This is a genomic window from Methylophilales bacterium MBRSF5, assembly GCA_001044335.1.
GTDB lineage: Bacteria > Pseudomonadota > Gammaproteobacteria > Burkholderiales > Methylophilaceae > BACL14.
This window is the reverse complement of the sequence record CP011001.1, coordinates 62,508-86,919: the sequence shown is the minus strand read 5'-3', so window position 1 is coordinate 86,919 and position 24,412 is coordinate 62,508. Positions and strand designations below refer to the sequence as shown.

Genomic DNA, 24,412 nt, shown 5'->3' with positions numbered 1-24,412 from the left:
TTCACAAATGTTCGAATGATTATTGCAGGCCTTGAATGTAATCAGACACAGCTTCCATTTCTTTTTCTGATAATTTTTCTGCAATCATTCTCATGACTTTCTCAGAGTCATTTGCTCGCAACCCAACTGAAAAGTTTTGTAATTGGGTTTTTATGTAATCAGCGTGCTGTGCATTCAGTCTCGGAAATTTTGAGGGAATACCGTGTCCAGACGGTCCATGGCAACCTGCACATGCTGGAACTTTTTTTTCCTTGATGCCTGCTCTAAAAATTTTTTCTCCAAGGCTGCCTTTACCATTAGAAGTTGCCTTGGATAGCTTTAAATCTTGTTTAGAAAAATATTCTGCTAAACCTTTCATCTCATCTTCGGACAAATTAGCAACCATCCCTGCCATGACTGCATTATCTCGCTTACCAGATTTGTAATTCATTAATTGTTTGTATAAATAAGACTCGTGTTGGGCAGATAATTTTGGGTTTGCAGCAACAACACTATTGCCATCCATTGCATGACAAGCCATACAGACGTTTTGAACTATCTTTTCAACATTAATAGTTTCCGCTGACGCCATGTTAAGAAAAATTAAAGTAATAATAAAAATTAAATGCTTTTGAAACATAATGTACCTGAATAGTTAATTGATTAAAGAAACATAATTTTAAACCAAAAGCTTTCTCAATAGTAGTTTGATATCATGTCGATATGTCAATAATTCACAATCTAAAATATAGTCACTCAGCACATTTTATCGATGATCTGCCTGAGGATACCGGATTTGAAATCGCTTTTGCTGGTCGCTCGAATGCGGGTAAATCTAGTGCTATTAACGCATTGGCGAACCATAATCGATTAGCCTATGTGAGTAAACATCCAGGGCGAACTCAATTAATTAACTTTTTTCAATTACATAATAATGAGAATTTTAAGATTGTAGATCTTCCGGGTTATGGTTTTGCAAAAGTAAATATGGACATGAAGAAACATTGGGACATTGTGTTACCTCATTACTTACAAAAAAGACAAGCATTGGTAGGTCTGATTATTGTTATGGATATAAGGCATTCGTTAACCCCACTCGATGATCAAATGATTCGATGGTTTATTCCAGCAGATAAGCCGATCCATATTTTATTAACTAAAGCGGATAAATTATCTAGAAGCCAGACCAATCAAGAACTACAAAAATTTAAGCAAAAATTAAAAGATAGTAATTTTGACGTGCCTATTACTTTTCAAAGTTTCTCCAGTCTCAAAAAAGATGGGCTTGAGAGCGTGGAGGATATTTTTCTAAAGTGGCTACCCTTTAGTGGCTAAGATATCCCAAACCGCGTGACCGAGACGCATCCCTCTAGATTCATACTTCGTTTCTGGTCTAAAATCTGGTCTTTGGTGAAAGTTATTGGTAGTTAATGTTAAGTTATCACTGGTTTTTAAGACTTCAATAATTTCTAGGGCATAAGGCTCCCAGTCCGTTGCGACATGAAGAACCCCTCCATCTTGTAACTTTTTAATAATTAAATTCAAATTATCTACATTCACCAACCTTCTCTTATTGTGTCTTTTTTTGTGCCAGGGATCAGGGAAGAAGATATTAACTTTTGATAAAATTTTATCTTTGATCATGAATTGCAATACATCAAGTGCGTCATGGGGAATAATTTTTATATTTGTTAAGTTATCCGCGCTTGATAATTTAATTAAATTTCCAATACCAGGTTGGTGCACATCCGTCACAATGTAATTGATATCAGAATTATCAAGAGCAATCTTATGGGTTGCGTCTCCCATACCAAAACCAATTTCAAAACAAAGAGGTTGTTCTGTTAAAAATAATTGCTCTTCTTGAAGTAACTCCTCTTTAAACTCTATTAAGAATTCGGGACCATGAACTTCTATTGCATTTTTTTGAGCTTTAGTCAGCCTACCCTGCCTCTTCACATAAGTTCTTATCGGTTTTTTTTGTTCCATAAATTACAAAAGATGAGTTTTGTCAAAATTTATAAAGCCATTTAATGATAATTGGCAACCTTTTGAAATGGCCATCACTTTTATCAATTCTCCCATTTCAGCTGGGCTAGTCAATAAATTAATATCACTTAATAACTTCAAATGATCCGTCATTTCATTGGTATCTTCAATCTCTAAACCCAGATTATTAAGGAAATGACTTTGGTGTGTATACCCTAATATATTAAGGTTAAATTTTTGAGTTAAGAAGGCTAGGTGAGTAAAGTTCACGTGGTATGTGATATCTTGCTCTCCTATATTTTCAAATATTTCTGTTAAAAGATTTTTCTTAAAACCCCTTAATGTGCCATGAGGTCGACTTGAATGGAACAATTGTCTTTCATCCATGCCGTAATCAAAAATAAAACACACCATTTGTTCGGCCTTAGCAAATTCTGAAAATATTTTGTGATAGCCCGGTGAATATTCAAAGTCAAAAGCTCCATCTCCTAAAGATAATTGGTAATCAAATTGTTTCTTATTTTCAGACAGCGTCCAAGAAAAGTTTTGGTTATCTACCTTAACCTTTTTTTCCATTATCTCGTTTTCAAATGAAGAAAATACATCAGTAGCAATTGCATCAAATAACTCATTGGCAATAATGACACCGTTAAATTGATCGATAAACTCCTCAACCCATGTTACTTTTTTAAATAACTCGATTGGTAATTTGTCTCGTAATGCTTGAAGTTGGTATCGTTTTAATTCTTGGCTTTTCTCAAGAATATAGTAATTATCTAAATAAATATTTCTTTCGTATAAGTTAAGAATCACATCTATTGCTAGTTGTGCATTTCCCGCACCAATCTCTAAAACATTTTCCCGTACCTCTGAAAAGCATTGTTCAATTTGCTTTGTTAATGTGTTGGCAAAGGTTTGGCTTAACATTGGGGCCGTATAAAAATCACCATGTTTCCCAAACTGATTAAACTGAGATGAATAATAACCATCGTCTGGGTCATAAAGGCACATATCCATAAACTTTGAGAATGAAATAGATCCATCCATTTCATTGTGTATTGTTTCTCGAATTTTATTTTTAAGAGCTGACTTCATTTTTGATCAATAAAACCATCGTATAGACATGTGCATCATTTATAATATGTGAATGACAGAGAATATCACAAATAAAACTGCACTCATTACAGGTGGGGCTAGAAGAATTGGTGCTCACATTTCTGAGCATCTGCATGGGAAAGGGATGAATGTTCTGATTCACTATCGGCAATCAGAAAACGAGGCAAAAAAATTAAAGGCAAAACTCAATAAAAGAAGAAAAAATTCAGCAGAAATTTTTCAAGCGGACTTAAATGATGAAAATGTCTATAAAGATCTCATCGACTTTACAACAAAACATTTTAAGAGGCTTGATTTTTTAATTAATAACGCATCATCTTATTATCCCACCCCGTTAAATAAATTAAACATCGCTGACTGGAACGATCTTTTGGGAAGTAATTTAAAGGCTCCTTTATTTCTAGCCAAACATGCTGCACCTTACCTAGAAAAAACCAAAGGATCGATAGTGAATATTACCGACACTCGTATCAAGAGTCCTAAAAAAAGTTATATCATCTACTCAATAGCCAAAGCTGGATTGGTGACCTTAACACATTCTCTGGCTCAGGAATTATCTCCAAATATTAGAGTAAACGCTGTAGCTCCCGGTCCTATTCTATGGCCTGAAGATAAGAATGAGTTTTCAAAAACCTATCGAGAGAAAGTTGTAAATGAAACATTATTAAAAAAAATAGGTAATCCATCTGATATTTCAGAAGCCATTTTTTATTTGTTAACTAGCGCTTCATACACCACTGGTCATGTTCTTGAGGTGGACGGTGGCAGATCATTTTCATTATGAGCAAAGACCCTTTTTTACCCAATAATGTCAGTGGAAATTTTATTAAATTAAGAAATAAATTAATCTCTGCAACCGGAAAAGCAATCGCAGACTTTAATATGATCGAAGATAAAGATGTTGTGATGGTGTGTTTGAGTGGAGGTAAAGATTCTTATACACTTCTCTCACTTCTATCTGCTCTCAAGAAAAGGGCTCCGATTGATTTTTCAATCGTTGCTATGAACCTGGACCAAAAACAGCCAGGGTTTCCAGAACATCTCCTACCCAATTATTTAAGTAGCCATGGTGTGGATTACAAAATTATTACTGAAGACACCTACTCTATCGTGAAAGAAAAAATACCTGAGGGTAAAACAACTTGTTCATTATGCTCAAGACTTAGAAGAGGAATTATTTATAGAGTTGCCAGAGAAATTGGTGCCAATAAGATTGCATTGGGGCACCATAAAAATGATATTGTTGAAACATTTTTTATGAATATGTTTTTTGGTTCTAAATTAAAGTCGATGCCACCAAAATTATTATCTGATGATCAGACTAATATTGTTATTCGACCCCTAGCTTACATTGAGGAAAAAGACATCATCTCCTTTTCCAAAACCATGAATTATCCAATCATTCCATGTAATTTATGTGGATCTCAAGAAAACTTGCAAAGAAATAAGGTAAAGTCCATGCTTAATTCCTGGGAAAAAGAACAACCTGGGCGCATAAATAATATTTTCCAATCACTCACGAATGTAGAACCCTCTCACCTTGCAGATAAAAATCTCTATGATTTTAAAAATCTAAAAAAATTAAAAAAAATTTTCGATATCTCTAATCATTAATTTTTCCAAACTTGTCATTTTAATTTTTTCTATTTATGATGCTCTTTCGATTTGAAAGATAAACTATGAGCAAATTATTAATTGTTGAATCACCATCCAAAGCCAAAACCATTAATAAGTACCTTGGAGGTGACTTTAATGTTCTCGCATCTTATGGGCATGTCAGAGACCTTTTACCAAAATCAGGTGCAATTAATACAGAATCTTTCGAAATGGAATACGCGCTCATTGATCGAAATAAAAAATATCTTGATGCCATCATTACTGCCGCTAAGAAGTCTGATGAAATATATCTCGCCACCGATCCTGACCGCGAAGGCGAAGCCATTTCATGGCATATTGTAGAAATTCTTAAATCGAAAAAAATTTCTGCAGAGCAAAAAATCATTAAAAGAGTGATCTTTGAAGAGATTACCAAAGATGCAATTCAGCAGGCAATCACAAAACCAAGAGATGTTTCTATGTCTTTAGTCAATGCTCAACAAGCTCGAAGAGCGCTTGATTATCTCGTTGGCTTTAACTTATCTCCGTTGCTATGGAAAAAGATACGACGTGGCCTCTCAGCCGGGAGAGTTCAGAGTCCTGCCCTCAGATTAATTTGTGAGAGGGAAGCTGAAATTCAGAAGTTTGAATCTAAAGAATATTGGAGCATTCATCTAGAAGCTACAAAAAAGAGTTCGCAATTTTCTTCAAAATTGATTCAACTAAATAATGAAAAAGTTGAACAATTTACAATCACATCAGAAAAAGATCAGGAACAAATTGTTGGTGATTTGCTTTTGAAATCATCTGGCAAATGTCGTGTTGGGCGAGTAGATAAAAAGAAGAGAACCCGGAATCCAGCACCACCTTTCACAACATCCACATTACAACAAGAGGCAGTGAGAAAGTTGGGATTCACCACCAGCAGAACGATGCGAATTGCACAGCAATTGTATGAAGGAATTTCTTTAGCAGAGGGAACTGTTGGGCTGATCACCTATATGCGAACAGACTCTTTCAGCTTATCCAACGAGGCACTCGGTCAGATTAGAAATTACATCAAAACAACCTATGATGAAAATTACCTTCCATCAAATTCAATTGGTTATAAGACAAAATCTAAGAATGCCCAAGAAGCCCACGAGGCAATTCGTCCTACAGACATTCAGAGAGTACCAGCAAAAATCAAACAATTCCTCACACCAGAACAATTTAAACTTTATGAGATTATCTGGAAAAGGGCCATCGCTTGTCAAATGACTCCGGCTCAGTTTGATGCGGTAAGCATTGATCTTGAGGTTGGCAAAGGTGAATCAATTTTTAGAGCAAATGGACAAACGCTGCGCTTCCCTGGATTTATGGCACTCTATATTGAGGGTGATGATGATAAAGAAAATGATGATACTGATGATAAAAAAATACCTGATCTAGAGATTGGTGAAGAGTTATCCGTAAAAAAAATCTATGGTTCACAGCACTTTACCGAACCTCCACCCCGATATAGTGAGGCAAGCCTAGTGAAAACCTTAGAAGAGTATGGAATTGGACGTCCATCAACTTATGCTTCAATTATATCTACCCTTCAAGATCGTGAATATGTCTTACTTGATAAAAAAAGATTTACTCCCACGGATGTTGGAATCGTAGTAAATAAATTCTTGACCGAACATTTTGATAAGTACGTAGATTATGAATTTACGGCGAACCTTGAATCGGATCTCGATGAGATTGCTGCCGACACAAAAGATTGGATTCCTATTCTGAAAAGTTTTTGGCAGGACTTCAATCAACAAATATCTGATAAAGAGAATATTGATAGAGCAGCCATTACTCAAGAAGACATTAATGAATCCTGTCCAAAATGTGGTCAGGCATTATTTTCAAGATTGGGTCGCAGAGGAAAATTTATTGGTTGTTCTGGCTATCCAGATTGTGATTACACACGTAATGTTAACGAAGAAGATGGTGCCAATGAACCACAGATCATCTTTCATGATCAAGAAACTGACAAAGATGTATTGTTATTAAGGGGTCCTTATGGGCCCTATCTTCAAATCGGAATGCCCGAGGAAGATAGCAAAACTAAACCCAAACGAGTTTCAATACCCCCTAATATTCCTATCAGCAACGTCAATGAGCAGGTTGCTAAACAATTAATGAGCCTCCCTTTGGCTTTAGGAGATTACCCAGAAACAGGCAAACCCATGGTTGCAAATATTGGTCGCTTTGGACCCTATGTGAGCCATGACGGAAAATTCAAATCTATTCCCAAAGCTGATAATATTTTTGATATTACTTTCGATAGAGCCGTTGAGCTAGTTGCGGAGTTGATTGAAAAAAATAAACCCTTGAGAATCATTGGTACTGATTCCAATACGTCTGAGGATATTGAAGTGCTTAAAGGAAGATGGGGTCCATATTTGCAAAGGGGTAAAGCTAAGGCGCCACTAAACCAAAAGTATGACTATGAAACGATCTCTCTTGAAGAAGCGATGCAAATTATTGAAGCTAAGTTGGAACGAGAAAAAGCTTCTAAAAAGAAAAAAAAGAAATAAATTACTTTGAAGCTAAGTTAGCTTGCATATGCACGCTCTCAAGCCATTTTTTTACTCTTTTTGCGTCTGCAGTCCTGGTGTATTTCCCGTAAGACTTTAAAAATACCATAATGATCGGCTTGTCCATGACCTTGGTTTGCATTATCAGACATTTTCCAGCCTCCCGGATATAACCTGTCTTAGAGATATCAATATCCCACAATCCTTGCCTCACCAATAAATTTGTATTGTTATAATTCAATCGAATTTTTTTATTCTTAATATAAGCTTCATAGTATGAGGAAGTGGAAAGCTCCCTGATGATTGGATATTGCTGAGCCGCCTGCGTCATCTTTACCAAATCAATGGCGGTGGAAATATTATTTTTATCCAGACCAGTTGGGTCTGCAAATGAGGTATCATCCATCCCTAGCTGCTTAGCTTTAACATTCATTGCCTGCACAAAGGCTTTTTTTCCTCCTGGGTATGAATTGGATAGTGCGGATGCTGCCCGATTGTCAGATGCAATCAAAGCAATAGATAATAATTCTTTTCGTGTCAATTCTGATCCAAGCCATAAACGTGACTTGGTGCCTTTGATTCTATCTTGATCTTTTTTTGTAATTTTTACTTTTTCATTTAAATCTAAATTTGAATCGATCAACACCATCGCGGTCATTAATTTGGTTAATGAAGCAATCGAACTTTTTTCATTGGCCTTTTTTTGAAAAATGATATCTCCTGAGTCAGCGTCATATATGATTGCTTTAGGAGACTTAATGGTTAGTTGATTGTAGTATTTGGAGTAGTCAAAGTATTCTGCAGATGCAAAATTGTTAATCAATAGAATGAATAATGTAGCTACTAATCTTTTAAACATGCTTTTAAAAGTTTATTTATTTTGCTAATCATATACAATTATTTTTTCTTTGTCACACAATTGCGTATGAATAACGATAAATTGCTACTAACTAAGGATCACATTTGGATTAAACCTTTAGAAGGTAATCACATTCAGGTTGGTGTTTCTGACTATGCTCAAGATTTACTCGGGGATATTGTATTCATAGAACTGAAAGAGAATGAGCAAATTTCATCTGGTGACCCCTTTGGTGTCATCGAGTCAGTCAAGACAGCATCTGACCTTGTTAGCCCCTGTGACTTAAAAATTACTAGGATTAACTCAGAATTATTAGATAACTTAACGGATGTCAATGACCGTCCATATGAATCATGGATTTGTGAAGTTGAAGCTCTGAGCAGCTATGAAACGATGAGTATCGATGAGTATGAAAAGTTGGTTGGTTAATTAGCCGCATCTGTTAATTTAACCTCGTACCCACATTCTCTGATTTTTTTTAGTCGTTCCCGTGCGCTTGCCTTTTCATTATCTGACTTTAATACCAATTCAAGACTCTTTTCATAACGGCTAAAAAAAGAGCATTCCCGACCTGACACATTTATCACAAGCTCATCAAAATGTTTATTGAATTGGCTGCCTATTAAAAAGTTTTCACTCGGATGGGCGTCCGATGAGATCTTTTCACTCCATATGATATTTGGATAAAAACCAGGGTTCATCCACAAAGAATCAGATAGCTCATGACTTGTATCTGTGTTATCACAAAAAATCATTGTCCTCTGATTCTTGTATCGCTTATCTAAAATTAGCGCCAAACCTTCTTCGTATGAATCTAAGTTATAGATAAATTCTATTTGTGTCATTTGCTCTTTAAGCGACTCAGCAGAAATTCTGATAAAAGATTGACGGGCCTACCAGTTGAGCCTTTTGCTTTACCTCCAGAAATCCATGCAGTTCCTGCAATATCTAAGTGTGCCCAGCTATATTTCGTTGCAAAACGAGACAAAAAGCATGCTGCTGTGATACTACCTGCAGCGCGTCCACCAATATTCGCCATATCAGCAAAGTTACTATCCAGTAATGGCTGGTATTCATCCCAAAGCGGCATATGCCATGCGCGGTCATTTGCTTTTTCACCTGCGTTGATTAACTCACTAGCCAAAGAGTCTATATTTGAATATACCGCACTTGCTTCATGACCTAAAGCAATAACGCAGGCCCCTGTTAATGTTGCAACATCAATCACTGCATCAGGCTTATACCTTTCAGCGTAGGTTAGAGCGTCACATAGGATCAATCTTCCCTCAGCATCAGTGTTCAAAATCTCTATCGTTTGTCCAGACATGCTGGTCACGACATCCCCTGGTTTAACAGCCAAGCCGTCAGGTAAATTCTCACAACTGGGTACCAGAGCCACAATATTTAATGGGAGGTTTAATTTCCCAACTGTATGCATCACGCCCAGCACTGTTGCAGCGCCACCCATGTCCCATTTCATTTCATCCATATTTAATCCAGGTTTTAAGGATATTCCACCTGCATCAAATGTGATTCCCTTGCCAACCAATACTATAGGTTTTTGACTCTTGTTACCCTTCATGTGCTCAAGAACAATAAACTTTGGTTCTTCACGACTTCCTCTGGCAACTGATAAAAATGATCCCATCTTTAACTTGTTAATTTCAGTTTTGCCAAGCACCTTAACCTTCATCTTATTGTCTTTGGCTATTTTTTTTGCCACCGACCCGAGGTAAGTTGGGGTGCAATAATTTGGTGGTAAGTTACCGAGATCTTTTGTTAGGTTTGCCCCCTCACCGATAGCTTGCCCAAGCTTGAGGCCCTGTTTTGCCTCTTTTAGATACTTGGAATTTAGATGAATGATATTCTTGACGAGAGCCTGGGTAGCTTTCTTGCTTTTGACTGCATTGATTTTGTAGAAATTATGCAAAGAGGCTCTGACATACAACTTAACAACCTCCTCCACTGCAACTTCTGTTTCAGCAAACTTACACAAACACATCTGAACCGTCTTAAAGGACAGTTTTGATAAATGAGCAAACGTCTTATTAAAAATCTTACCTAATCTTTTGATATTAACACTTTCAAGATCGTTGACACGGACCAAAAGGTATTGCCTTGTACCAGTCGAATCATTAAGAATATTGGTATCACCTTCAGAATTACCCAAAACATCTTTTCTTAAAGATTTTTTAACAAGAGACTCATCTACCTCATTGATACCATTTCCGTTGATAAGGTTATTTTTATCATCAATTGCTAATATGATAATATCCGATGCATGGGTAATTTTTTCGGTTGAGGTAATATCAAATTTCATACAGTATCCTTAATAAATGTTATATCAAAATAAATTAAAAAATGAGTTGTTTTACAACTCTCTCTCAACAATACTTATCCTTTCTGGTATCGTTGTGGCTCAACGGGGTGTTGTTGTTTTCCGGCTAGCATCGAAAGGTATTATACCCAATGATTCAATACTGACTATATTGGTTTTTAGTCTACTTAAATATCTACCCATCTTACTCACTCTCACGCTCTTTCTAACAATTTTATTAACCTTGAGTCGATGGTTTAGAGACAGCGAGATGATGATCTGGTTCAGTTCAGGTTTGGGCTTAACTAGTTTCATCAGGCCTATTCTTTTCTTTTCACTACCAATAATTTTATTGATAGGTTTTCTTAGCCTTTATCTAAGCCCATGGGCAACTCAAAAATCTGAGGAATATAAGGCTGGTCTAAAAAACCGGGATGAACTGGCAACCATTTCACCAGGCTCATTCAAAGAATCAAAAAGTAAGGACAGGGTTTTCTACGTTGAGGGTTTTGGTGACTTAGGTTCAAAAGTAAAAAATGTTTTTGTTCAATCCGAACAAAATGGAAAACTTGGGATCATTGTCTCCAATGAGGGAAGTCGAGTATCAACAAGTACTGATAAAGATGAATATATTGTCCTTAAAAAAGGAAAGCGTTATGAGGTCAATCATGAAAATAATAATTTCACAGAAATAAAGTTTGATGATTACGGCTTTTTAGTCGAAAGAAAATTACCTCCGATCATTGACGTAAATCAGGTCGAGGCGATGCCAACAGCGCTTCTTCTTTCAACAAATTCAAATCGTGAGATTGCAGAATTTGTCTGGAGAGTATCTCTTCCTATATCCGGAATAGTCTTAATAATTTTGGCTATACCTCTTAGTTTTATTAACCCGAGGACAGGAAGGTCGGTCAATATAATCATCGCAATTATGATTTTTGCCATCTATAACAACCTTATGGGAGTCACCCAGAGTTATATCAATCTGGGCAAATTAAATCCTTATGTTGGCGGGGCAATTGTTCACGCACTTATCATCAGTGTTGCAAGCTATTTGATGCTGAGGAGAAATTTAAATCTTCCACTTCTTCCCTCAAAAGTGAGAAACCTCAGACTCAAGAAATGAAACTCGCAAAATATATTAATTTTGAATTTTTTATCAACATCAGCCTTGTGGCAATTGGCTTAGTATTCTTATTTGCTTTTTTTGACTTTTTGCAAGAAATAGGAAATCTTAATTCCGGAAAATATGACCTCTCAAAAATTATTGTCTTTATCACGCTTAGTATGCCTGGTCATTTATATGAAATTATTCCTTTATCTTGCTTAATTGGGGCAATGTTTACGGTAGGCCAACTATCAGGAAATTCAGAGTTAGTGGTTATGAGAACGAGTGGGATGTCTATTATACAAATAGCCTCATCACTTATTATCGTTTCATTATTCTTTGGTGTTTTGACTTTTATGGTAGGCAACCTGATTACTCCTGTCAGTGAAAAAAATGCTCAACAAATTAAAATAAGCTCTACTGATGGTTCAGTTACTACAGATTTTAAATCTGGTGTTTGGATGAAGGATGGCAATAATTTTGTGAACATTGAGAATGTTCTTCCAGATGCATCATTGAGAAATATTCATATTTATGAATTCGACAATGATTTTTCTTTACGATCGATTGTTGATGCTGAGAAAGGTAGATATCAAAATGGGATCTGGGAGCTCGAGAAGATCAAACAATCATTTATTCTTGATGAAGGCTTTGATGTTAAAACGATTCCATCAGGCACATGGAAATCGATGATAAAACCAGAAATGATGAATGTGTTACTCATCTCGCCTGATCGAATGTCAATTTTTGACCTGTATGATTTTATTAATTATCTGAAAAAAAATAATCAAAAAACGTCAAGGTATGAAGTGTCATTCTGGGAAAAAATCATTCAGCCCGTGATGCCCATCATTATGATTTTATTTGCTGTGCCATTTGGTTTTTTCCAGGAGCGATCTGGAGGTAAATATTTAAAAATGTTTCTAGGGATAATTTTTGGGATTGTTTATCAGATCATGAATTCAATGTTGAGACACATTGGAGTACTCAACGACTGGGAGCCCATCATTACTGCCATCATTCCATCAATTGTCATCTTAGGAATTGCTATTTATTTAATGTTTTATTTTGAACGACAGTAATCAAATTTTTTGTCCTATAGTCATGCAAAAATCTATCTTTCAAAAAAAATATTGCTAAAAAATTTAATGGGAAAAAAATCCAAAAAAAGGTTACTTTAATATACCTAAGAATTAAAAATTTGTAGGATTTCTGTTCAAAACTGAATCTTAACTTCCATGCCCTCATCGGGAGTGTCTGCCCAAAGCTCTTCCAGCTAAAAATAAAATAAAATCCCCAAGCGCTCCAAACAAGAAACTGATGTAAAAATCTTAGGGCATTACTTTCCAGCCTATCAAAAAATATCAAAAATACAAATCCAGCAATAAAAGCAATAGCTAGGAGGATTAATAATTCATAAATTAAGACAATAAAAATTTTTAAATAAAACATTATCAAAAATAAATTATTTGGATTTAATTTTTTTTATTTCAACAAAGATGGGAATAAAAATTAGTGTTCCTAAGCAACCGATAAATGTTCCCCAGGCGAAGTCGATTGCAATCGGTGTTCCTCCTAAAAAATCACTTACCGCATTACCTATACCTGCACCAAACACAGTACCGATTCCTTTATGAAAATACTTTGGTAGATATTTTTCTATACTTAGTCCAAATAGTGCGCCCATAATTAAGACTCCGTTATCGATGATTCCAAATATAATCCCATCAAAAAAGTGCATATTTTTTCCTTGTAAGTTAATTAAGAAATGCTTATCAATTATAATTACTATTAATATGAAGCAAAACAATTTTTTTAGTGTTGACGGCTGGTATTCGGGGTGTAAACATCTAGCCTCTCCAAATTTTAATTCTAGACCTGCAAACATTCCAGTACATATTATTGTAATTCACTCTATTAGCTTGCCTCCAGGTATCTATAACAATAATTATATCGAAGATTTTTTTCTAAATCAGTTGGATATTGATGCACATCCATATTTTAAAGAAATTAAAGATTTAAAAGTCTCAGCTCATTTCCTCATAAAAAGAAATGGGGAGCTAATTCAATTTGTCTCATGCATTGATCGTGCTTGGCATGCTGGAGAATCAAGTTATCAAGGAAAAGAAAACTGCAATGATTTTTCAATCGGTATTGAGCTTGAGGGTGATGATAAAACTCCCTATATTGAAGATCAATATATTAAACTATTAGAATTGCTTGGGTGTCTGAAAAAAGAATACAATATCCAAGATATTGTTGGTCATTCAGAAATTGCTCCGAATAGAAAAACTGACCCAGGACCCTTGTTTGATTGGAAAAAAATAAAATAATGAAACTTAATATACTTGCCCTATTTTTTATCTTTCTTATTGTGTCATGCAGCAAAACTGATGAAGCTGATAGTAAAGACAGCAAATCAAAAGACATATACGTCACCACCACTAAATCAAAGATAATGGAATTTAGGTATCAAGAGTCTGCCATCGGTAGTATCGAAGGAATCATTGATCCCACTGTGGCTTCTGAAGTAGCTGGAAAAATTACCAAGATTTTTGTTCGTCCAGGAACAACCGTTGAAAAAGGACAGATCATGGCTGAAGTTGATGGCACAGACACAAGCTATCAACTATCACTGTCGGAAGCAGAAGTTAAAAAATTACAGGCGAGGCTAAATAATCAAAAAATTACATATGAAAGAAACTTGAAATTAGTGGATGAAAATTTTATTTCCCCAAATGCTCTGGAAACTATTGAGGTACAAATAGAGGAGACGAAAGAGGAGCTCAAATCTGCAGAGGCTCGATTGGGATTAGCAAGAATGAATGACAGTCGCACTAAAATATTTGCGCCAATTCCTGGTAAAGTGGAAAAGCAAATAATATCAATTGGAGACTATGTAAAAATTGGGGATCCGCTCTATCAGATTATCAATAATAAAAAACTCAGGGCGCATGTGATGTTTCCTGAAAAGTTAGCCCATATTTTGAAGCCTGGAATTGAGATTACTCTTGAAACACCGACTACTGAATCATCTTACACAACAACAATCCAGGAACTCAAACCTCAGATTATTGCTGACAGCCGATCCATTGATGTAATTGCTGATATTGAAAAACAAGATGACTGGCAGGCCGGCGCCAGCGTCAAAGGTACCATTGTCTTTGATAAAAAGGATTCAGTTTCTGTTCCGGAGCCATCAGTTGTGTTGAGGCCATCAGGTAGCATCGTTTACGAAGCACTTAATGGCAAAGCTATTGCGAGGAACGTAAAGACGGGCATCACACAAGATGGATGGATTGAGATAATTGATGGTCTAGAAGCCAATAAAGACATCATTGTCGATGGTGCGGGATACCTAACCAATGATGCAAAAATTATAATAAAAGAAAATGACCCTGCCTGAAATTTCAATTAGAAGGCATGTCTTTGCCTGGATGATTTCCTTTATCTTCATCCTTTTCGGCTACATAGGTTACCAAAAGATTGGTGTTGATCGTTTTCCGATGATCGAATTTCCAGTTCTCTCAGTCACAACAACACTTGAGGGAGCCAATCCTGAAATTATTGATTCTTCTATTACCAACCTGATTGAAACTGCGGTAAATACGGTAACCGGAATCGAATCGATCAAGTCTCAATCCTCCCCCGGTGTCTCAGTTGTCACAATTACCTTTGAATTGGATAAAGATATTGAAGTTGCCTTTAATGAAGTCCAATCCAAGGTTAGTCAGTTAAGTCGAAGGTTGCCTGATGATATTGTCCCGCCCGTGGTGAGGAAAGTAGAGACAAATGCTAGCCCCATTATGTGGCTTGGTCTAACAGGGGATAGGACCACACAACAACTTAACTTATATGCTAGCAATATTTTAAAAAAGAAAATTGAGACCATTGATGGTGTCGGAGAGGTTCGGTTAGGGGGGCGACGGGATCGAACCATTCGCGTCAATCTCGACCTGGAAAAAATGGCATCCCTTAATGTCACTGCTGATGACCTCAAGTCTGCTTTTAGAAAAGAGCATATTCAGTTGCCGGGTGGCTATCTGGTTAGAAACCAGTCAGAAAAAATGTTCAAGCTTGATCTTGAATTTCATAAGGTAAAAGACCTAGAAAATTTAGTTGTGAGCTATCGTGATAAAACGAGTATCAAATTAAAAGACATATCTGATATTGAGGATGGCCTAACCGATTACCGCCAGATTGCGCGCTACAATTTTAACCCCTCCATTGGTCTTGGAATTATTAAGGTGGCAAATTCTAATACAGTGCAGATCATTGATAAAGTGAAAGAGAAGATTGATACAGAAATTCGTCCCAACCTACCCCCGGGACTCAACCTTGGTATATCCACAGACGATTCAATATTTATCAAAGAAATGATCAAATCGCTCATCGATCACATAATTGAAGGAACCCTGTTGGCAGCCCTGGTTGTATTTATATTTCTGCAATCAATTCGTTCAACTTTCATTATTTCTGCCGCGATCCCTATTTCACTATTTGGCGCAATAGCAGTGATGTATTTCTTTGGGTACACATTTAATAGCATGACCTTACTTGCGCTAATACTCTTAATTGGAGTTGTTGTCGATGATGCGATTGTCGTTCTAGAAAATATTTTCAGGCATCAAAGAATGGAAAAAAATAATATCGAGGCTGCTATCAAAGGGAGTCGTGAGGTGGTATTTGCCGTCCTCGCCTCATCCCTTGCCCTAATAAGCATCTTTGCCCCGGTAATATATATGGATGGGATCATAGGCAAGTTCTTTGAATCTTTTGCAGTTGTGGTTACGGTCGGAATCATTGTATCTCTCCTGGTGTCACTCACTCTCACTCCCATGCTCTGCTCGAGATATCTCAACAAACAAGATGCTAAAAAAAATTATTTTACTTTTCTAAATTCTTTTTTTGAAAAGCTGGAACAAAACTATAAACATTCTCTTCAATATGTTTTGAAACATCGTTTAAAAATCTTACTGATTACATTACTAATTGTTTTATCGTCTGGATACTTTTTTAAAGCAGCGAAGAAAGAATTTGTCCCTGAGACAGATGAGAGTCGCTTCACTGTGACCTTCAAAACTCCTCTTGGGTCAAACATGGATTACACCGTCAGCAAATTAATTGAAGTTGAATCTATTATTCAAAAATATGATTCTGATATCGCCAGCGTCTTTTCATCTGTTGGGCTGGGAAGTCGAGGCCAAGTCAATAGAGGGTATATCAGTATTCGTTTAAAAGAAAAAGGTGAGCGAGAAAGAAGTCAAACAGTAATCATGGGCCTACTTAAAAAAGATTTAGCTTCACTATCTGGGGTAAGGGCCTTCCCCGCAGGAGTATCAATTGCCAGAGGAAATCGTTCGGAAAAATTACAATTTTCCCTCATTGGTCCTGGAATTGAAAACGTCTCTAGCTTGGCAGATCAGTTAAATGAAAAATTATCACTCATCGATGGTATGGGGAATATTGATCTGGACCTACAGCTTAACTTACCGCAAATGATTCTGGATATTGATCGTGACAAAGCAGCCTCATTTGGGATATCAGCCGAACAGATTGCAGACAGTATATCTATTCTTAGCAATGGCTATGATATTGCTAAATATAACGACGACCCTGGAGATGGGCAACGATATGAAATTAGAGTTAAAGCCAAGGAGGGGTCATTTGAAAATATTCAGGATCTCAACAAAATTTATGTAAGATCAAAATCCGGTGAGCTGGTCAGGATTGATAATTTTACGAAGTTTAAAGAAAAATTAGGTCCAGCAATTATAGGTCGAGAAGAATTACAGTATGCGGCTAACTTTTATACTAATCCAAGTATTCCACTTGGAGAGGCTATCGACAATATTGAAAATATAAGTAACCAGATCATACCTAGCGAATACTCAATCAAATATTCTGGCCAGGCAAAAGAATTTGGTAAGACATTTTCCAATATTATTTTTATCTTTTCTCTAGCCACAATTCTTCTATACATGGTCCTCTCCAGTTTATTTAATTCTTTCTTCCAGCCCTTTATTGTGATGCTTGCACAGCCACTTGCAATTATTGGGGGAGTTTTTCTTTTATGGCTTACAGGAAATAGTTTGAATATTTATTCGATGATTGGTCTCGTCCTGCTTGTTGGCCTTGTAGCTAAAAATTCAATCTTATTGGTTGATCTAACTAACCATCATATCCAAGAGGGTAAAAAAGTAGATGAGGCTTTGATACTCGCATGCCCAGTTCGACTCAGACCCGTGTTGATGACATCTTTGACTTTAATACTTGCCCTTCTGCCAGCCGCATTTGGGGTTGGGGCAGGATCTGAAGAGAACGGACCCCTCTCTGTAGCAATCATAGGAGGCATGATTTCCTCAACGCTGCTTACTTTAATTGTAATACCAGCATCCTACTCACTATCCTCAGAACTAATTAGAAAAATTAAGACTTAAAGTACTTATCTATAATTAGGGCGCCAATAACATCGCCCTCCACATTCACAGTGGTTCGAAACGTATCAATAAGCCTGTCTATTGGGATAAAGATGGCCACATACTCCACAGGAAGATTCAGGGCACTAAGCACGATGGCCAAGGTCACCATCCCTGCACTCGGAATAGCTGGAGCCCCAATAGAAGCTGCCATTGCCAGAAAGACTAGTAAAATTTGATCATATAATCCCAGGTTTACTCCAACCATGCTGGCTACAAACAACGCCACAGCAGCTTCATAAAGTGCAGTCCCGTCCATATTTATGGTCGCCCCCAATGGAAGCATAAATCGAGTGACATTTTTATTGACCTTGAAATCATTTTCCAGGGTACTCATCGTCACAGGAAGGGTTGCTGCGGATGAGCTTGTGGCGAAAGCTGTTATAAGTACATTTTTAATACCCTGCCAAAAACTTTTTATGCTCTCATTTGAAAATACTTTTAAAAGTAATGGTAAAAATACTACCCCATGGAATGTGATAACCCCAAAAACAAGGGTAATAAAATAACCAATCTGATAAAACATACTTAATTCTTGTTGAATAATAAGAAGACTCAATAAAGCAAATACTCCAACTGGGGCGATCTTCATAATGCTATTGACTATATTCATTACCACTTCAAAAACTCCATCCACCCATATTTTTACTTTCTTGACATGTTCATTATCTGACCTCAACGCTATACCAAAAAATATCGCAAAAATAACGACAGCCATTATATTTCCTTGTGATAAGGCCTCAAATGGATTCTTTATGAGTGACTTTATGGAGTCTTTAAGTGAATGTGGTTCTTCAGAGTTGAATATTGACTGGGGCTCATTGCCCTCTAACACAAGCTGACCTCCTCCCAGGTTGTCTTGAAATAAATTCATTACAACCATCATCAAAATGACTGCAACAACCATTGTTGTCAAATAATAAAATATAGATCCTTTCCACAACAGCTGAGAGCTCTTATTTTTTTTCAAAGAGGAAATACTGCTTGTTAATGAAAAGAAGATTAAAGGGACCATGATCATCTTGAGCAGAAGTATAAAGACTTCACCAATTAATTCTAAGATTGGAATAACAAATTCAACCAACTGGAATGATTGATAGTGTCGAAAAATAAGGCCTAATAGAATGGCTAAGATAACTGCTACGCCAATCCTTTGATTAAGCGTCTTCATTAATACACCCTCTCTAATACAGCTGCGAAAAATCCATCCATATCATGCTCGTCAAATTTAGTTTTAAAAAAGTCGCCTGTGGTGACTGCAATATCATACTTATCGAGTATGGGCTGAATGCTCATGACCTTGAAACCTGAATTATCTTTTACAAAACCATTTACAACATCTTCGTTTTCCTCTGGTATAAAGCTACAAGTAGCATAAATAAGTCGTCCGCCTAACTTAGTTAATTTTGAAGCCGCTGTGAGAATATTTAATTGTTTTTTTTGCATCTCAAAAATAGTATCTAGGTCATGTTTCCATTTGAGATCTGGATTTCTTCTAATCGTTCCAAGTCCAGAACAGGGAGCATCAACCAGAACTCGATCAAACTTTCCCCTCAATCTCTTAATACGGACATCATTTTCATTATTGATATGATGGCACACGGTATTGGAGAGTCCAGATCGTTTTAATCTTTTTCTCAAATTCGTTAACCTTTTATCATTCACATCAAATGCATAAAGACGACCTGATCCAGACATCATCGCTCCAAGAGCAAGAGTCTTTCCACCAGCCCCTGCACAAAAATCTGCCACCATATGTTTTCTATTAGCATCAACAATAAAGGACAATATTTGGCTTCCCTCGTCCTGAACCTCGATTAAACCATCTTTAAAAATGGGTAAGTTTTGTATTTGCGATCCCCTAGGAAGACGAACTCCAATCGGGCTAAGATTTGACAAGGCTATTTTTTTTGGATTGATTGATAAATTATCTTGAAGATTCTTAATTATAACTTCTCTAGATTTTTCTTTTATTGTATTAACCCTGACATCAAGATAAGAGGGTGAGATTAATTTATTAAGCACTAGTTTTATTTTTTTTTCATCATATGATTCTGCTAACTTACGAAAGATCCATTCAGGTAGGCTGTAGCGGATCCAGGAATCACTTATTTTATTTAATCTATCTTTTATGGCTTTTGTTGAAATAGTAATGTCTGGGAATAGAACCTTAATCTCTTCATCGGAATAACTTTTTTCGATGATCAAGTGCGCAACGACTAAATTCTCTACCTGGCTGGATTGCATAAGGTTTTCATATAAGAGTTTATTTCGAATGATCCCGTAGTATGTCTCTGCAACCTCGCCTCTTTCTTTAACGCCTAGATTGGTATTATTCTTAAAAAAATAACTGAGATTGGAATCCGCTGGATGTTCTGAGTTTAGGTGATCTTGAAGTGCGGATGAAATCTTTTTAAATAAAAATATATTCACAATAGTGAGCTCACAATAAGTTAAAGATATTCCCTTTTGAGATTACCTGGTCAACCACCAGCCCAATTGGCGTGGGCGTGATAATTCTCACTGGGATATGATTTTTTCTTGAAAGCCAAATATCATGGGTTAATTCCTCATCATTCACCCTCCCCTGATATTTGATACATTCTATAAATCGATCATTTATTTTAAGATTTTCTTCTTTAATTTTTCGGTAAGTATATTTTTTATAATCATGGGAGTCTAAGATAAAAAAAGAATGATTTTCTTCTAGCTTCTCAAAACCATTGAATTCAAAAAAATAACTCAATACGTCTTGGGTGCCTTTTTTTAATTGATATTCCTTTGATTTTTTTTCACTTTGTATTTGAATTAGTTCTTTTTTATAATCAATTCTCGTTATTGTTTGCTTATCTTTTTTTAAATTTTTTCGCACAATCGAATCCGGGAAATAACGATTACCTTTGATGTGACCGCTGCTAATCAATTGATAATTTCCTAAAAGGTTCATGGCAGCAAGGAAGTTTGATGATGCAATTATCTTATATCGACTCTTATCTTTCCTGTATTTAACATCAATAGAGCCCAGAGGTTTCTTTTCAAAACTCAAGTCATATGTGATGTTAATTGAATTAGGTAAATCCTTGGCAAGGATGGAGTGACTTAGTAGTAGGCTAAATATAAGTGACCAAATTCTCATTCGACTCTCGCTTTTCAATTTGTCCCAGTTGAGTTACTTCTTCGCCATTTGCTTCAAGTATTTCTCTAGCCATAGGTACGTCTGATGAGTCGACTATAATAACAAATCCGATACCACAATTGAAAGTTCGATACATTTCTTCAATATTTAGATTTGCTTTTTCCATAATCAATTCAAATATCGAAGGCATCTCCCAGCTCTTAGGATCGATCTGTGCTTTAAAAGAATTAGGATAGCTTCTGGGAAGATTTTCAGTTAATCCACCCCCTGTGATATGAGACATTGCCTTAATTTTTACTTCTTTTTTCAAGTTTAAAATTGATTTAACGTACAGTCGAGTCGGCTCCATCAACAGGGTGGCGATAGTTTGCTCGCCAATTTGATCATGAATATTAATGTCATGACTTTCAATAATTTTTCTTATCAATGAATACCCGTTGGAATGTGGTCCTGATGATTTCAAGCCTAGTAACACATCGCCATCTTTTATATCTCTTCCATCAATGATGTCATTCTTTTCAACTATCCCGACAGCAAAGCCAGCCAAATCATAATCGCCCTCATTGTACATTCCAGGCATCTCAGCTGTCTCACCCCCGGCTAATGAACATCCTGATAACTCGCAGCCTCTTGCAATGCCCACAATTACACTCGCGGCCTGTTCAACCTCAAGCTTTCCACAAGCATAATAATCTAAGAAGAATAAAGGCTCTGCCCCCTGCACTAAAATATCATTAACACACATTCCAACCAGGTCCTGTCCGATTGTATCGTGCTGACCTAATTCAATTGCAAGTTTTAGTTTTGTTCCAACGCCATCTGTTCCAGATACCAAGACAGGGTTTTTATATCCGGCTGGAATTTCAAAAAGTGATCCGAATCCCCCAATCGAACCTAAGAGTTCTGGTCTAGAAGTCTTTTTGGCAAACGGCTTGATTCTTTCAACCAAACTCTCCCCCGCATCAATGTCGACACCGGAAGATTTATAGTCAATTTTATTGGGAATAGTTTTTTTTTCAGACAATTGATTTCCTGGCTTATAGTAGAATTATTTATTACTAAATTTTAACTCATTTTTATTTACCAAGATATATGTCATGGATCAATTATTGCTAAACATTCTTCCCGTGCCCCAAAAAAATTTTGCAAATTTTGTTGCTGGAAAAAATATTGAAATAGTTACATCACTTCAGGCATTTAATAATGATTCAGTTTCAACACAACTAGTTTTTTTATGGGGCCCTGAAGGATCAGGAAAAAGTCATTTATTAGAGTCCTTAACTAATACCAATATCGAGAAAATTGAAGATATACAACAATTCAGCCATGATCAAAACAGGGAGCTCTTCATGTTAATAAATGACATCAAATCACAAAACAAGAAGCTCATTATTACCTGTGATCGATCACCAGACGAACTCAATGGAATTGATGAGGATTTACATAGCCGATTAAAATGGGGTTTAGTTCTTAATTTATCCCCGCTCACAGATGAAGATAAATTTCAAATCATAAAAATTAAGTCACAAGAAAACGGTTACCACATTGAGGACAAGGTGATCAATTACTGTCTTCGTCACCTAAGACGAGATCTTCACACCCTGATTAACACATTTCAAGCTTTGGATGAGTGGTCGCTCAAATCCAAAAGAGCTATTACCATAAATCTTATAAAAGACTTACAAAGAGAAAATATAATCTGATTAGTTTCTGATCAGATAGTCAAATGCTCCAAGGGCAGCTTTTGACCCCTCACCCATGGCAATGATAATTTGTTTGTATGGAACGGTCGTCACATCGCCCGCAGCAAAAATTCCTGGAACAGAAGTTTCACCATGATCGTTGACCTCTATTTCTCCATACTGGCTTAATTTAATGTCATCCTTTAACCAATCCGTATTTGGGATCAAGCCAATTTGAATAAATACGCCTTCAAGGGCAAGCTCTCGCTCTTCTTGTGAGCCTCTATCCAAGTATTTAATTGCTGTGACTTTTGTGTCACCTAGGATTTCTTTGGTCTGGGCATTTAAGATCACATCAACATTTTTCAATGAATATAATCGATCTTGTAGTACCTGATCAGCTTTTAAAGCAGGCATAAATTCAAATAAGGTGACGTGCCCAACAATTCCAGCTAAATCAATGGCTGCTTCAACGCCTGAATTTCCACCACCTATAACCGCAACATGCTTACCCTTAAATAAAGGGCCATCACAGTGAGGGCAGTAAGCTACCCCTTTTCCTTTAAATTCTGTTTCTCCGGGAACTCCAAGCTCTCTCCATCTTGCACCAGTAGATAAGATTAATGTCTTGGATTTCAATTTAGCCCCATTTTCTAGCTCTAGGTGAAACTTTTCCTCTTTATTTTTTGGGATATAAATTTTCTTCGCTCGCTGGTGATTCATAACATCAACCTCATAATCGAGCACATGCTCCTCAAGCGCCTTTACAAGCTTAGGGCCCTCTGTTGCCTTGATTGAAATAAAATTTTCTATACCTAGCGTATCCATGACTTGTCCACCAAATCGCTCAGCTACAATACCTGTTTTTATGCCCTTCCTTGCAGAATAAACAGCTGAAGAAGCTCCAGCTGGGCCGCCACCGACAATCAGTACATCAAAATCTTCTTTCTTGTTTAATTTTTCTGATTCAATAGAATCACTTCGAGAATCAATTTTGGCAACAATCTCTTCTAGCTCCATTCGACCTTGATAAAACTCTTCATTGTTTACAAAAATGGTCGGCACAGACATGATTTTTTTATTTTTGACTTCGTCTTGGTAGACATCGCCATCAATCATCGTGTGGGTGATATTTGGATTAAGAAGGGACATCACGTTTAGTGCCTGAACAACGTCAGGGCAGTTATGACAACTCAAAGAAATATAAGTCTCGAATTTATATGAGCCACTTATTGATTTAATTTGCTCAATTAAGTCTTTTTCAATTTTTAAAGGGTATCCTCCTACCTGCAAAATAGCTAGGATGAATGATGTAAATTCATGGCCCATAGGTACGCCAGCGAAAACGATTCCGGTTACATAATCAGGCTGATCAACTTGGAACGAGGGACTTCTATGAGTTGAGTCTTCTCCCTTTTTGATCGAAATCTTTGGGGACATCGTATCTACTTCTGTCAATAGATTGACCATTTCAGTAGACTTTTCGCTTTGATTTTCAAAATATACAATCTCAATGGGATTTTCAATCTTAGCCATGTAAGTTGATAATTGATTTTTAATATTTTGATCTAAAGCCATAATTTTCCTCTAAAAATT

The 24,412-nt window shown here is 36.4% G+C and carries 22 protein-coding genes and 2 pseudogenes; 11 read left to right on the top strand and 13 right to left on the bottom strand.

Annotated features, from left to right (window positions below; all coding sequences use genetic code 11):
* Positions 1 to 19: 19 nt before the first annotated feature.
* On the bottom strand, positions 20 to 619 hold the full coding sequence (locus tag UZ34_00475) for a cytochrome C (GenBank protein ID AKO63965.1): 600 nt from the start codon (positions 617 to 619) through the stop codon (positions 20 to 22).
* Between the two features lie 83 nt (positions 620 to 702).
* Here UZ34_00475 and UZ34_00470 point away from each other — a divergent pair, with 83 nt between their 5' ends.
* Positions 703 to 1,314: a GTP-binding protein gene (locus UZ34_00470; GenBank protein ID AKO63964.1), complete on the top strand. Its 612-nt coding sequence runs from the start codon at positions 703 to 705 to the stop codon at positions 1,312 to 1,314.
* Here the strand turns inward: UZ34_00470 and UZ34_00465 are convergent.
* Both UZ34_00465 and UZ34_00460 read right to left on the bottom strand, forming a co-directional pair.
* Positions 1,297 to 1,968, bottom strand: a complete 672-nt coding sequence (locus UZ34_00465; GenBank protein ID AKO63963.1) for a tRNA (guanine-N7)-methyltransferase — start codon at positions 1,966 to 1,968, stop codon at positions 1,297 to 1,299. The two genes, UZ34_00470 and UZ34_00465, sit on opposite strands and share 18 nt — an antisense overlap.
* Before the next feature lie 3 nt (positions 1,969 to 1,971).
* A complete protein-coding gene (locus UZ34_00460) occupies positions 1,972 to 3,063 on the bottom strand; it encodes a hypothetical protein (GenBank protein AKO63962.1) in 1,092 nt (363 codons plus the stop codon).
* 52 nt (positions 3,064 to 3,115) lie between these two features.
* Here UZ34_00460 and UZ34_00455 point away from each other — a divergent pair, with 52 nt between their 5' ends.
* The 3 genes from UZ34_00455 (at position 3,116) to UZ34_00445 (ending at position 7,235) form a co-directional block, all read left to right on the top strand.
* Positions 3,116 to 3,868 (top strand): pteridine reductase, encoded by a 753-nt coding sequence (locus UZ34_00455; GenBank protein ID AKO63961.1) that lies wholly within the window; start codon positions 3,116 to 3,118, stop codon positions 3,866 to 3,868.
* Complete coding sequence (locus UZ34_00450) at positions 3,865 to 4,698, top strand: tRNA 2-thiocytidine biosynthesis protein TtcA (protein AKO63960.1); 834 nt, start codon at positions 3,865 to 3,867, stop codon at positions 4,696 to 4,698. Before UZ34_00455 ends, UZ34_00450 begins: the two co-directional genes overlap by 4 nt.
* A gap of 65 nt (positions 4,699 to 4,763) precedes the next feature.
* Positions 4,764 to 7,235, top strand: a complete 2,472-nt coding sequence (locus tag UZ34_00445; GenBank protein AKO63959.1) for a DNA topoisomerase I — start codon at positions 4,764 to 4,766, stop codon at positions 7,233 to 7,235.
* 1 nt (position 7,236) lies between these two features.
* On the opposite strand, the gene UZ34_00440 is transcribed toward UZ34_00445, so the two are convergent.
* Positions 7,237 to 8,094, bottom strand: coding sequence for a peptidase S11 (locus tag UZ34_00440; protein ID AKO63958.1), 858 nt, complete (start codon positions 8,092 to 8,094; stop codon positions 7,237 to 7,239).
* A 66-nt stretch (positions 8,095 to 8,160) separates the two neighbouring features.
* Here UZ34_00440 and UZ34_00435 point away from each other — a divergent pair, with 66 nt between their 5' ends.
* On the top strand, positions 8,161 to 8,523 hold the full coding sequence (locus UZ34_00435; protein ID AKO63957.1) for a hypothetical protein: 363 nt from the start codon (positions 8,161 to 8,163) through the stop codon (positions 8,521 to 8,523).
* Here the strand turns inward: UZ34_00435 and UZ34_00430 are convergent.
* Positions 8,520 to 8,714 (bottom strand): annotated as a pseudogene (locus tag UZ34_00430) (hypothetical protein). The gene UZ34_00435 and the pseudogene UZ34_00430 sit on opposite strands and share 4 nt — an antisense overlap.
* 221 nt (positions 8,715 to 8,935) lie before the next feature.
* Complete coding sequence (locus UZ34_00425; protein ID AKO63956.1) at positions 8,936 to 10,414, bottom strand: leucyl aminopeptidase; 1,479 nt, start codon at positions 10,412 to 10,414, stop codon at positions 8,936 to 8,938.
* A 16-nt stretch (positions 10,415 to 10,430) separates the two neighbouring features.
* Between UZ34_00425 and UZ34_00420 the strand changes: the two genes are divergently transcribed.
* Both UZ34_00420 and UZ34_00415 read left to right on the top strand, forming a co-directional pair.
* The gene (locus UZ34_00420) at positions 10,431 to 11,537 is read left to right on the top strand and encodes a permease (protein AKO63955.1); all 1,107 of its coding nucleotides are present in this window, start codon (positions 10,431 to 10,433) and stop codon (positions 11,535 to 11,537) included.
* Positions 11,534 to 12,601 (top strand): permease, encoded by a 1,068-nt coding sequence (locus tag UZ34_00415; protein AKO63954.1) that lies wholly within the window; start codon positions 11,534 to 11,536, stop codon positions 12,599 to 12,601. Before UZ34_00420 ends, UZ34_00415 begins: the two co-directional genes overlap by 4 nt.
* Before the next feature lie 145 nt (positions 12,602 to 12,746).
* Here UZ34_00415 and UZ34_00410 read toward each other — a convergent pair.
* Together UZ34_00410 and UZ34_00405 are read right to left on the bottom strand one after the other, a co-directional pair.
* Positions 12,747 to 12,971 (bottom strand): annotated as a pseudogene (locus UZ34_00410) (hypothetical protein).
* Positions 12,972 to 12,984: 13 nt separating this feature from the next.
* Complete coding sequence (locus tag UZ34_00405) at positions 12,985 to 13,260, bottom strand: N-acetyl-anhydromuranmyl-L-alanine amidase (protein ID AKO63953.1); 276 nt, start codon at positions 13,258 to 13,260, stop codon at positions 12,985 to 12,987.
* A 55-nt stretch (positions 13,261 to 13,315) separates the two neighbouring features.
* On the opposite strand from UZ34_00405, the gene UZ34_00400 reads away from it, so the two are divergent.
* From UZ34_00400 to UZ34_00390, 3 genes are read left to right on the top strand one after another with little or no spacing between them, the layout of a single operon-like run.
* Positions 13,316 to 13,852 carry an N-acetyl-anhydromuranmyl-L-alanine amidase gene (locus UZ34_00400; GenBank protein ID AKO63952.1) on the top strand — a complete coding sequence of 179 codons (537 nt, stop codon included), beginning with the start codon at positions 13,316 to 13,318 and terminating at the stop codon, positions 13,850 to 13,852.
* Complete coding sequence (locus UZ34_00395; protein AKO65115.1) at positions 13,852 to 14,925, top strand: hypothetical protein; 1,074 nt, start codon at positions 13,852 to 13,854, stop codon at positions 14,923 to 14,925. The genes UZ34_00400 and UZ34_00395 overlap by 1 nt, the downstream gene beginning before the upstream one ends.
* Positions 14,912 to 17,959: an acriflavin resistance protein gene (locus tag UZ34_00390; protein AKO63951.1), complete on the top strand. Its 3,048-nt coding sequence runs from the start codon at positions 14,912 to 14,914 to the stop codon at positions 17,957 to 17,959. The genes UZ34_00395 and UZ34_00390 overlap by 14 nt, the downstream gene beginning before the upstream one ends.
* Here UZ34_00390 and UZ34_00385 read toward each other — a convergent pair.
* The 4 genes from UZ34_00385 to UZ34_00370 are packed head-to-tail and all read right to left on the bottom strand — an operon-like array spanning position 17,949 to position 22,140.
* Positions 17,949 to 19,169 (bottom strand): hypothetical protein, encoded by a 1,221-nt coding sequence (locus tag UZ34_00385; protein AKO63950.1) that lies wholly within the window; start codon positions 19,167 to 19,169, stop codon positions 17,949 to 17,951. The genes UZ34_00390 and UZ34_00385 overlap by 11 nt on opposite strands.
* Positions 19,169 to 20,431: a hypothetical protein gene (locus UZ34_00380; protein ID AKO63949.1), complete on the bottom strand. Its 1,263-nt coding sequence runs from the start codon at positions 20,429 to 20,431 to the stop codon at positions 19,169 to 19,171. The genes UZ34_00385 and UZ34_00380 overlap by 1 nt, the downstream gene beginning before the upstream one ends.
* Before the next feature lie 10 nt (positions 20,432 to 20,441).
* Positions 20,442 to 21,134, bottom strand: a complete 693-nt coding sequence (locus tag UZ34_00375; GenBank protein ID AKO63948.1) for a hypothetical protein — start codon at positions 21,132 to 21,134, stop codon at positions 20,442 to 20,444.
* Positions 21,109 to 22,140 (bottom strand): phosphoribosylaminoimidazole synthetase, encoded by a 1,032-nt coding sequence (locus UZ34_00370; GenBank protein ID AKO65114.1) that lies wholly within the window; start codon positions 22,138 to 22,140, stop codon positions 21,109 to 21,111. The genes UZ34_00375 and UZ34_00370 overlap by 26 nt, the downstream gene beginning before the upstream one ends.
* A gap of 91 nt (positions 22,141 to 22,231) precedes the next feature.
* Between UZ34_00370 and UZ34_00365 the strand changes: the two genes are divergently transcribed.
* Positions 22,232 to 22,837, top strand: a complete 606-nt coding sequence (locus tag UZ34_00365; GenBank protein ID AKO63947.1) for a hypothetical protein — start codon at positions 22,232 to 22,234, stop codon at positions 22,835 to 22,837.
* Here UZ34_00365 and UZ34_00360 read toward each other — a convergent pair whose 3' ends face one another.
* Positions 22,838 to 24,394, bottom strand: coding sequence for an NADH dehydrogenase (locus UZ34_00360; GenBank protein AKO63946.1), 1,557 nt, complete (start codon positions 24,392 to 24,394; stop codon positions 22,838 to 22,840).
* Between the last annotated feature and the right edge of the window lie 18 nt (positions 24,395 to 24,412).

Coding starts and splice junctions, on each gene's coding strand:
- UZ34_00475 (AKO63965.1), bottom strand. CDS start 619: ATGTTTCAAAAGCATTTAATTTTTATTATTACTTTAATTTTTCTTAAC.
- UZ34_00470 (AKO63964.1), top strand. CDS start 703: ATGTCAATAATTCACAATCTAAAATATAGTCACTCAGCACATTTTATC.
- UZ34_00465 (AKO63963.1), bottom strand. CDS start 1,968: ATGGAACAAAAAAAACCGATAAGAACTTATGTGAAGAGGCAGGGTAGG.
- UZ34_00460 (AKO63962.1), bottom strand. CDS start 3,063: ATGAAGTCAGCTCTTAAAAATAAAATTCGAGAAACAATACACAATGAA.
- UZ34_00455 (AKO63961.1), top strand. CDS start 3,116: ATGACAGAGAATATCACAAATAAAACTGCACTCATTACAGGTGGGGCT.
- UZ34_00450 (AKO63960.1), top strand. CDS start 3,865: ATGAGCAAAGACCCTTTTTTACCCAATAATGTCAGTGGAAATTTTATT.
- UZ34_00445 (AKO63959.1), top strand. CDS start 4,764: ATGAGCAAATTATTAATTGTTGAATCACCATCCAAAGCCAAAACCATT.
- UZ34_00440 (AKO63958.1), bottom strand. CDS start 8,094: ATGTTTAAAAGATTAGTAGCTACATTATTCATTCTATTGATTAACAAT.
- UZ34_00435 (AKO63957.1), top strand. CDS start 8,161: ATGAATAACGATAAATTGCTACTAACTAAGGATCACATTTGGATTAAA.
- UZ34_00425 (AKO63956.1), bottom strand. CDS start 10,414: ATGAAATTTGATATTACCTCAACCGAAAAAATTACCCATGCATCGGAT.
- UZ34_00420 (AKO63955.1), top strand. CDS start 10,431: ATGTTATATCAAAATAAATTAAAAAATGAGTTGTTTTACAACTCTCTC.
- UZ34_00415 (AKO63954.1), top strand. CDS start 11,534: ATGAAACTCGCAAAATATATTAATTTTGAATTTTTTATCAACATCAGC.
- UZ34_00405 (AKO63953.1), bottom strand. CDS start 13,260: ATGCACTTTTTTGATGGGATTATATTTGGAATCATCGATAACGGAGTC.
- UZ34_00400 (AKO63952.1), top strand. CDS start 13,316: ATGAAGCAAAACAATTTTTTTAGTGTTGACGGCTGGTATTCGGGGTGT.
- UZ34_00395 (AKO65115.1), top strand. CDS start 13,852: ATGAAACTTAATATACTTGCCCTATTTTTTATCTTTCTTATTGTGTCA.
- UZ34_00390 (AKO63951.1), top strand. CDS start 14,912: ATGACCCTGCCTGAAATTTCAATTAGAAGGCATGTCTTTGCCTGGATG.
- UZ34_00385 (AKO63950.1), bottom strand. CDS start 19,169: ATGAAGACGCTTAATCAAAGGATTGGCGTAGCAGTTATCTTAGCCATT.
- UZ34_00375 (AKO63948.1), bottom strand. CDS start 21,134: ATGAGAATTTGGTCACTTATATTTAGCCTACTACTAAGTCACTCCATC.
- UZ34_00365 (AKO63947.1), top strand. CDS start 22,232: ATGGATCAATTATTGCTAAACATTCTTCCCGTGCCCCAAAAAAATTTT.
- UZ34_00360 (AKO63946.1), bottom strand. CDS start 24,394: ATGGCTTTAGATCAAAATATTAAAAATCAATTATCAACTTACATGGCT.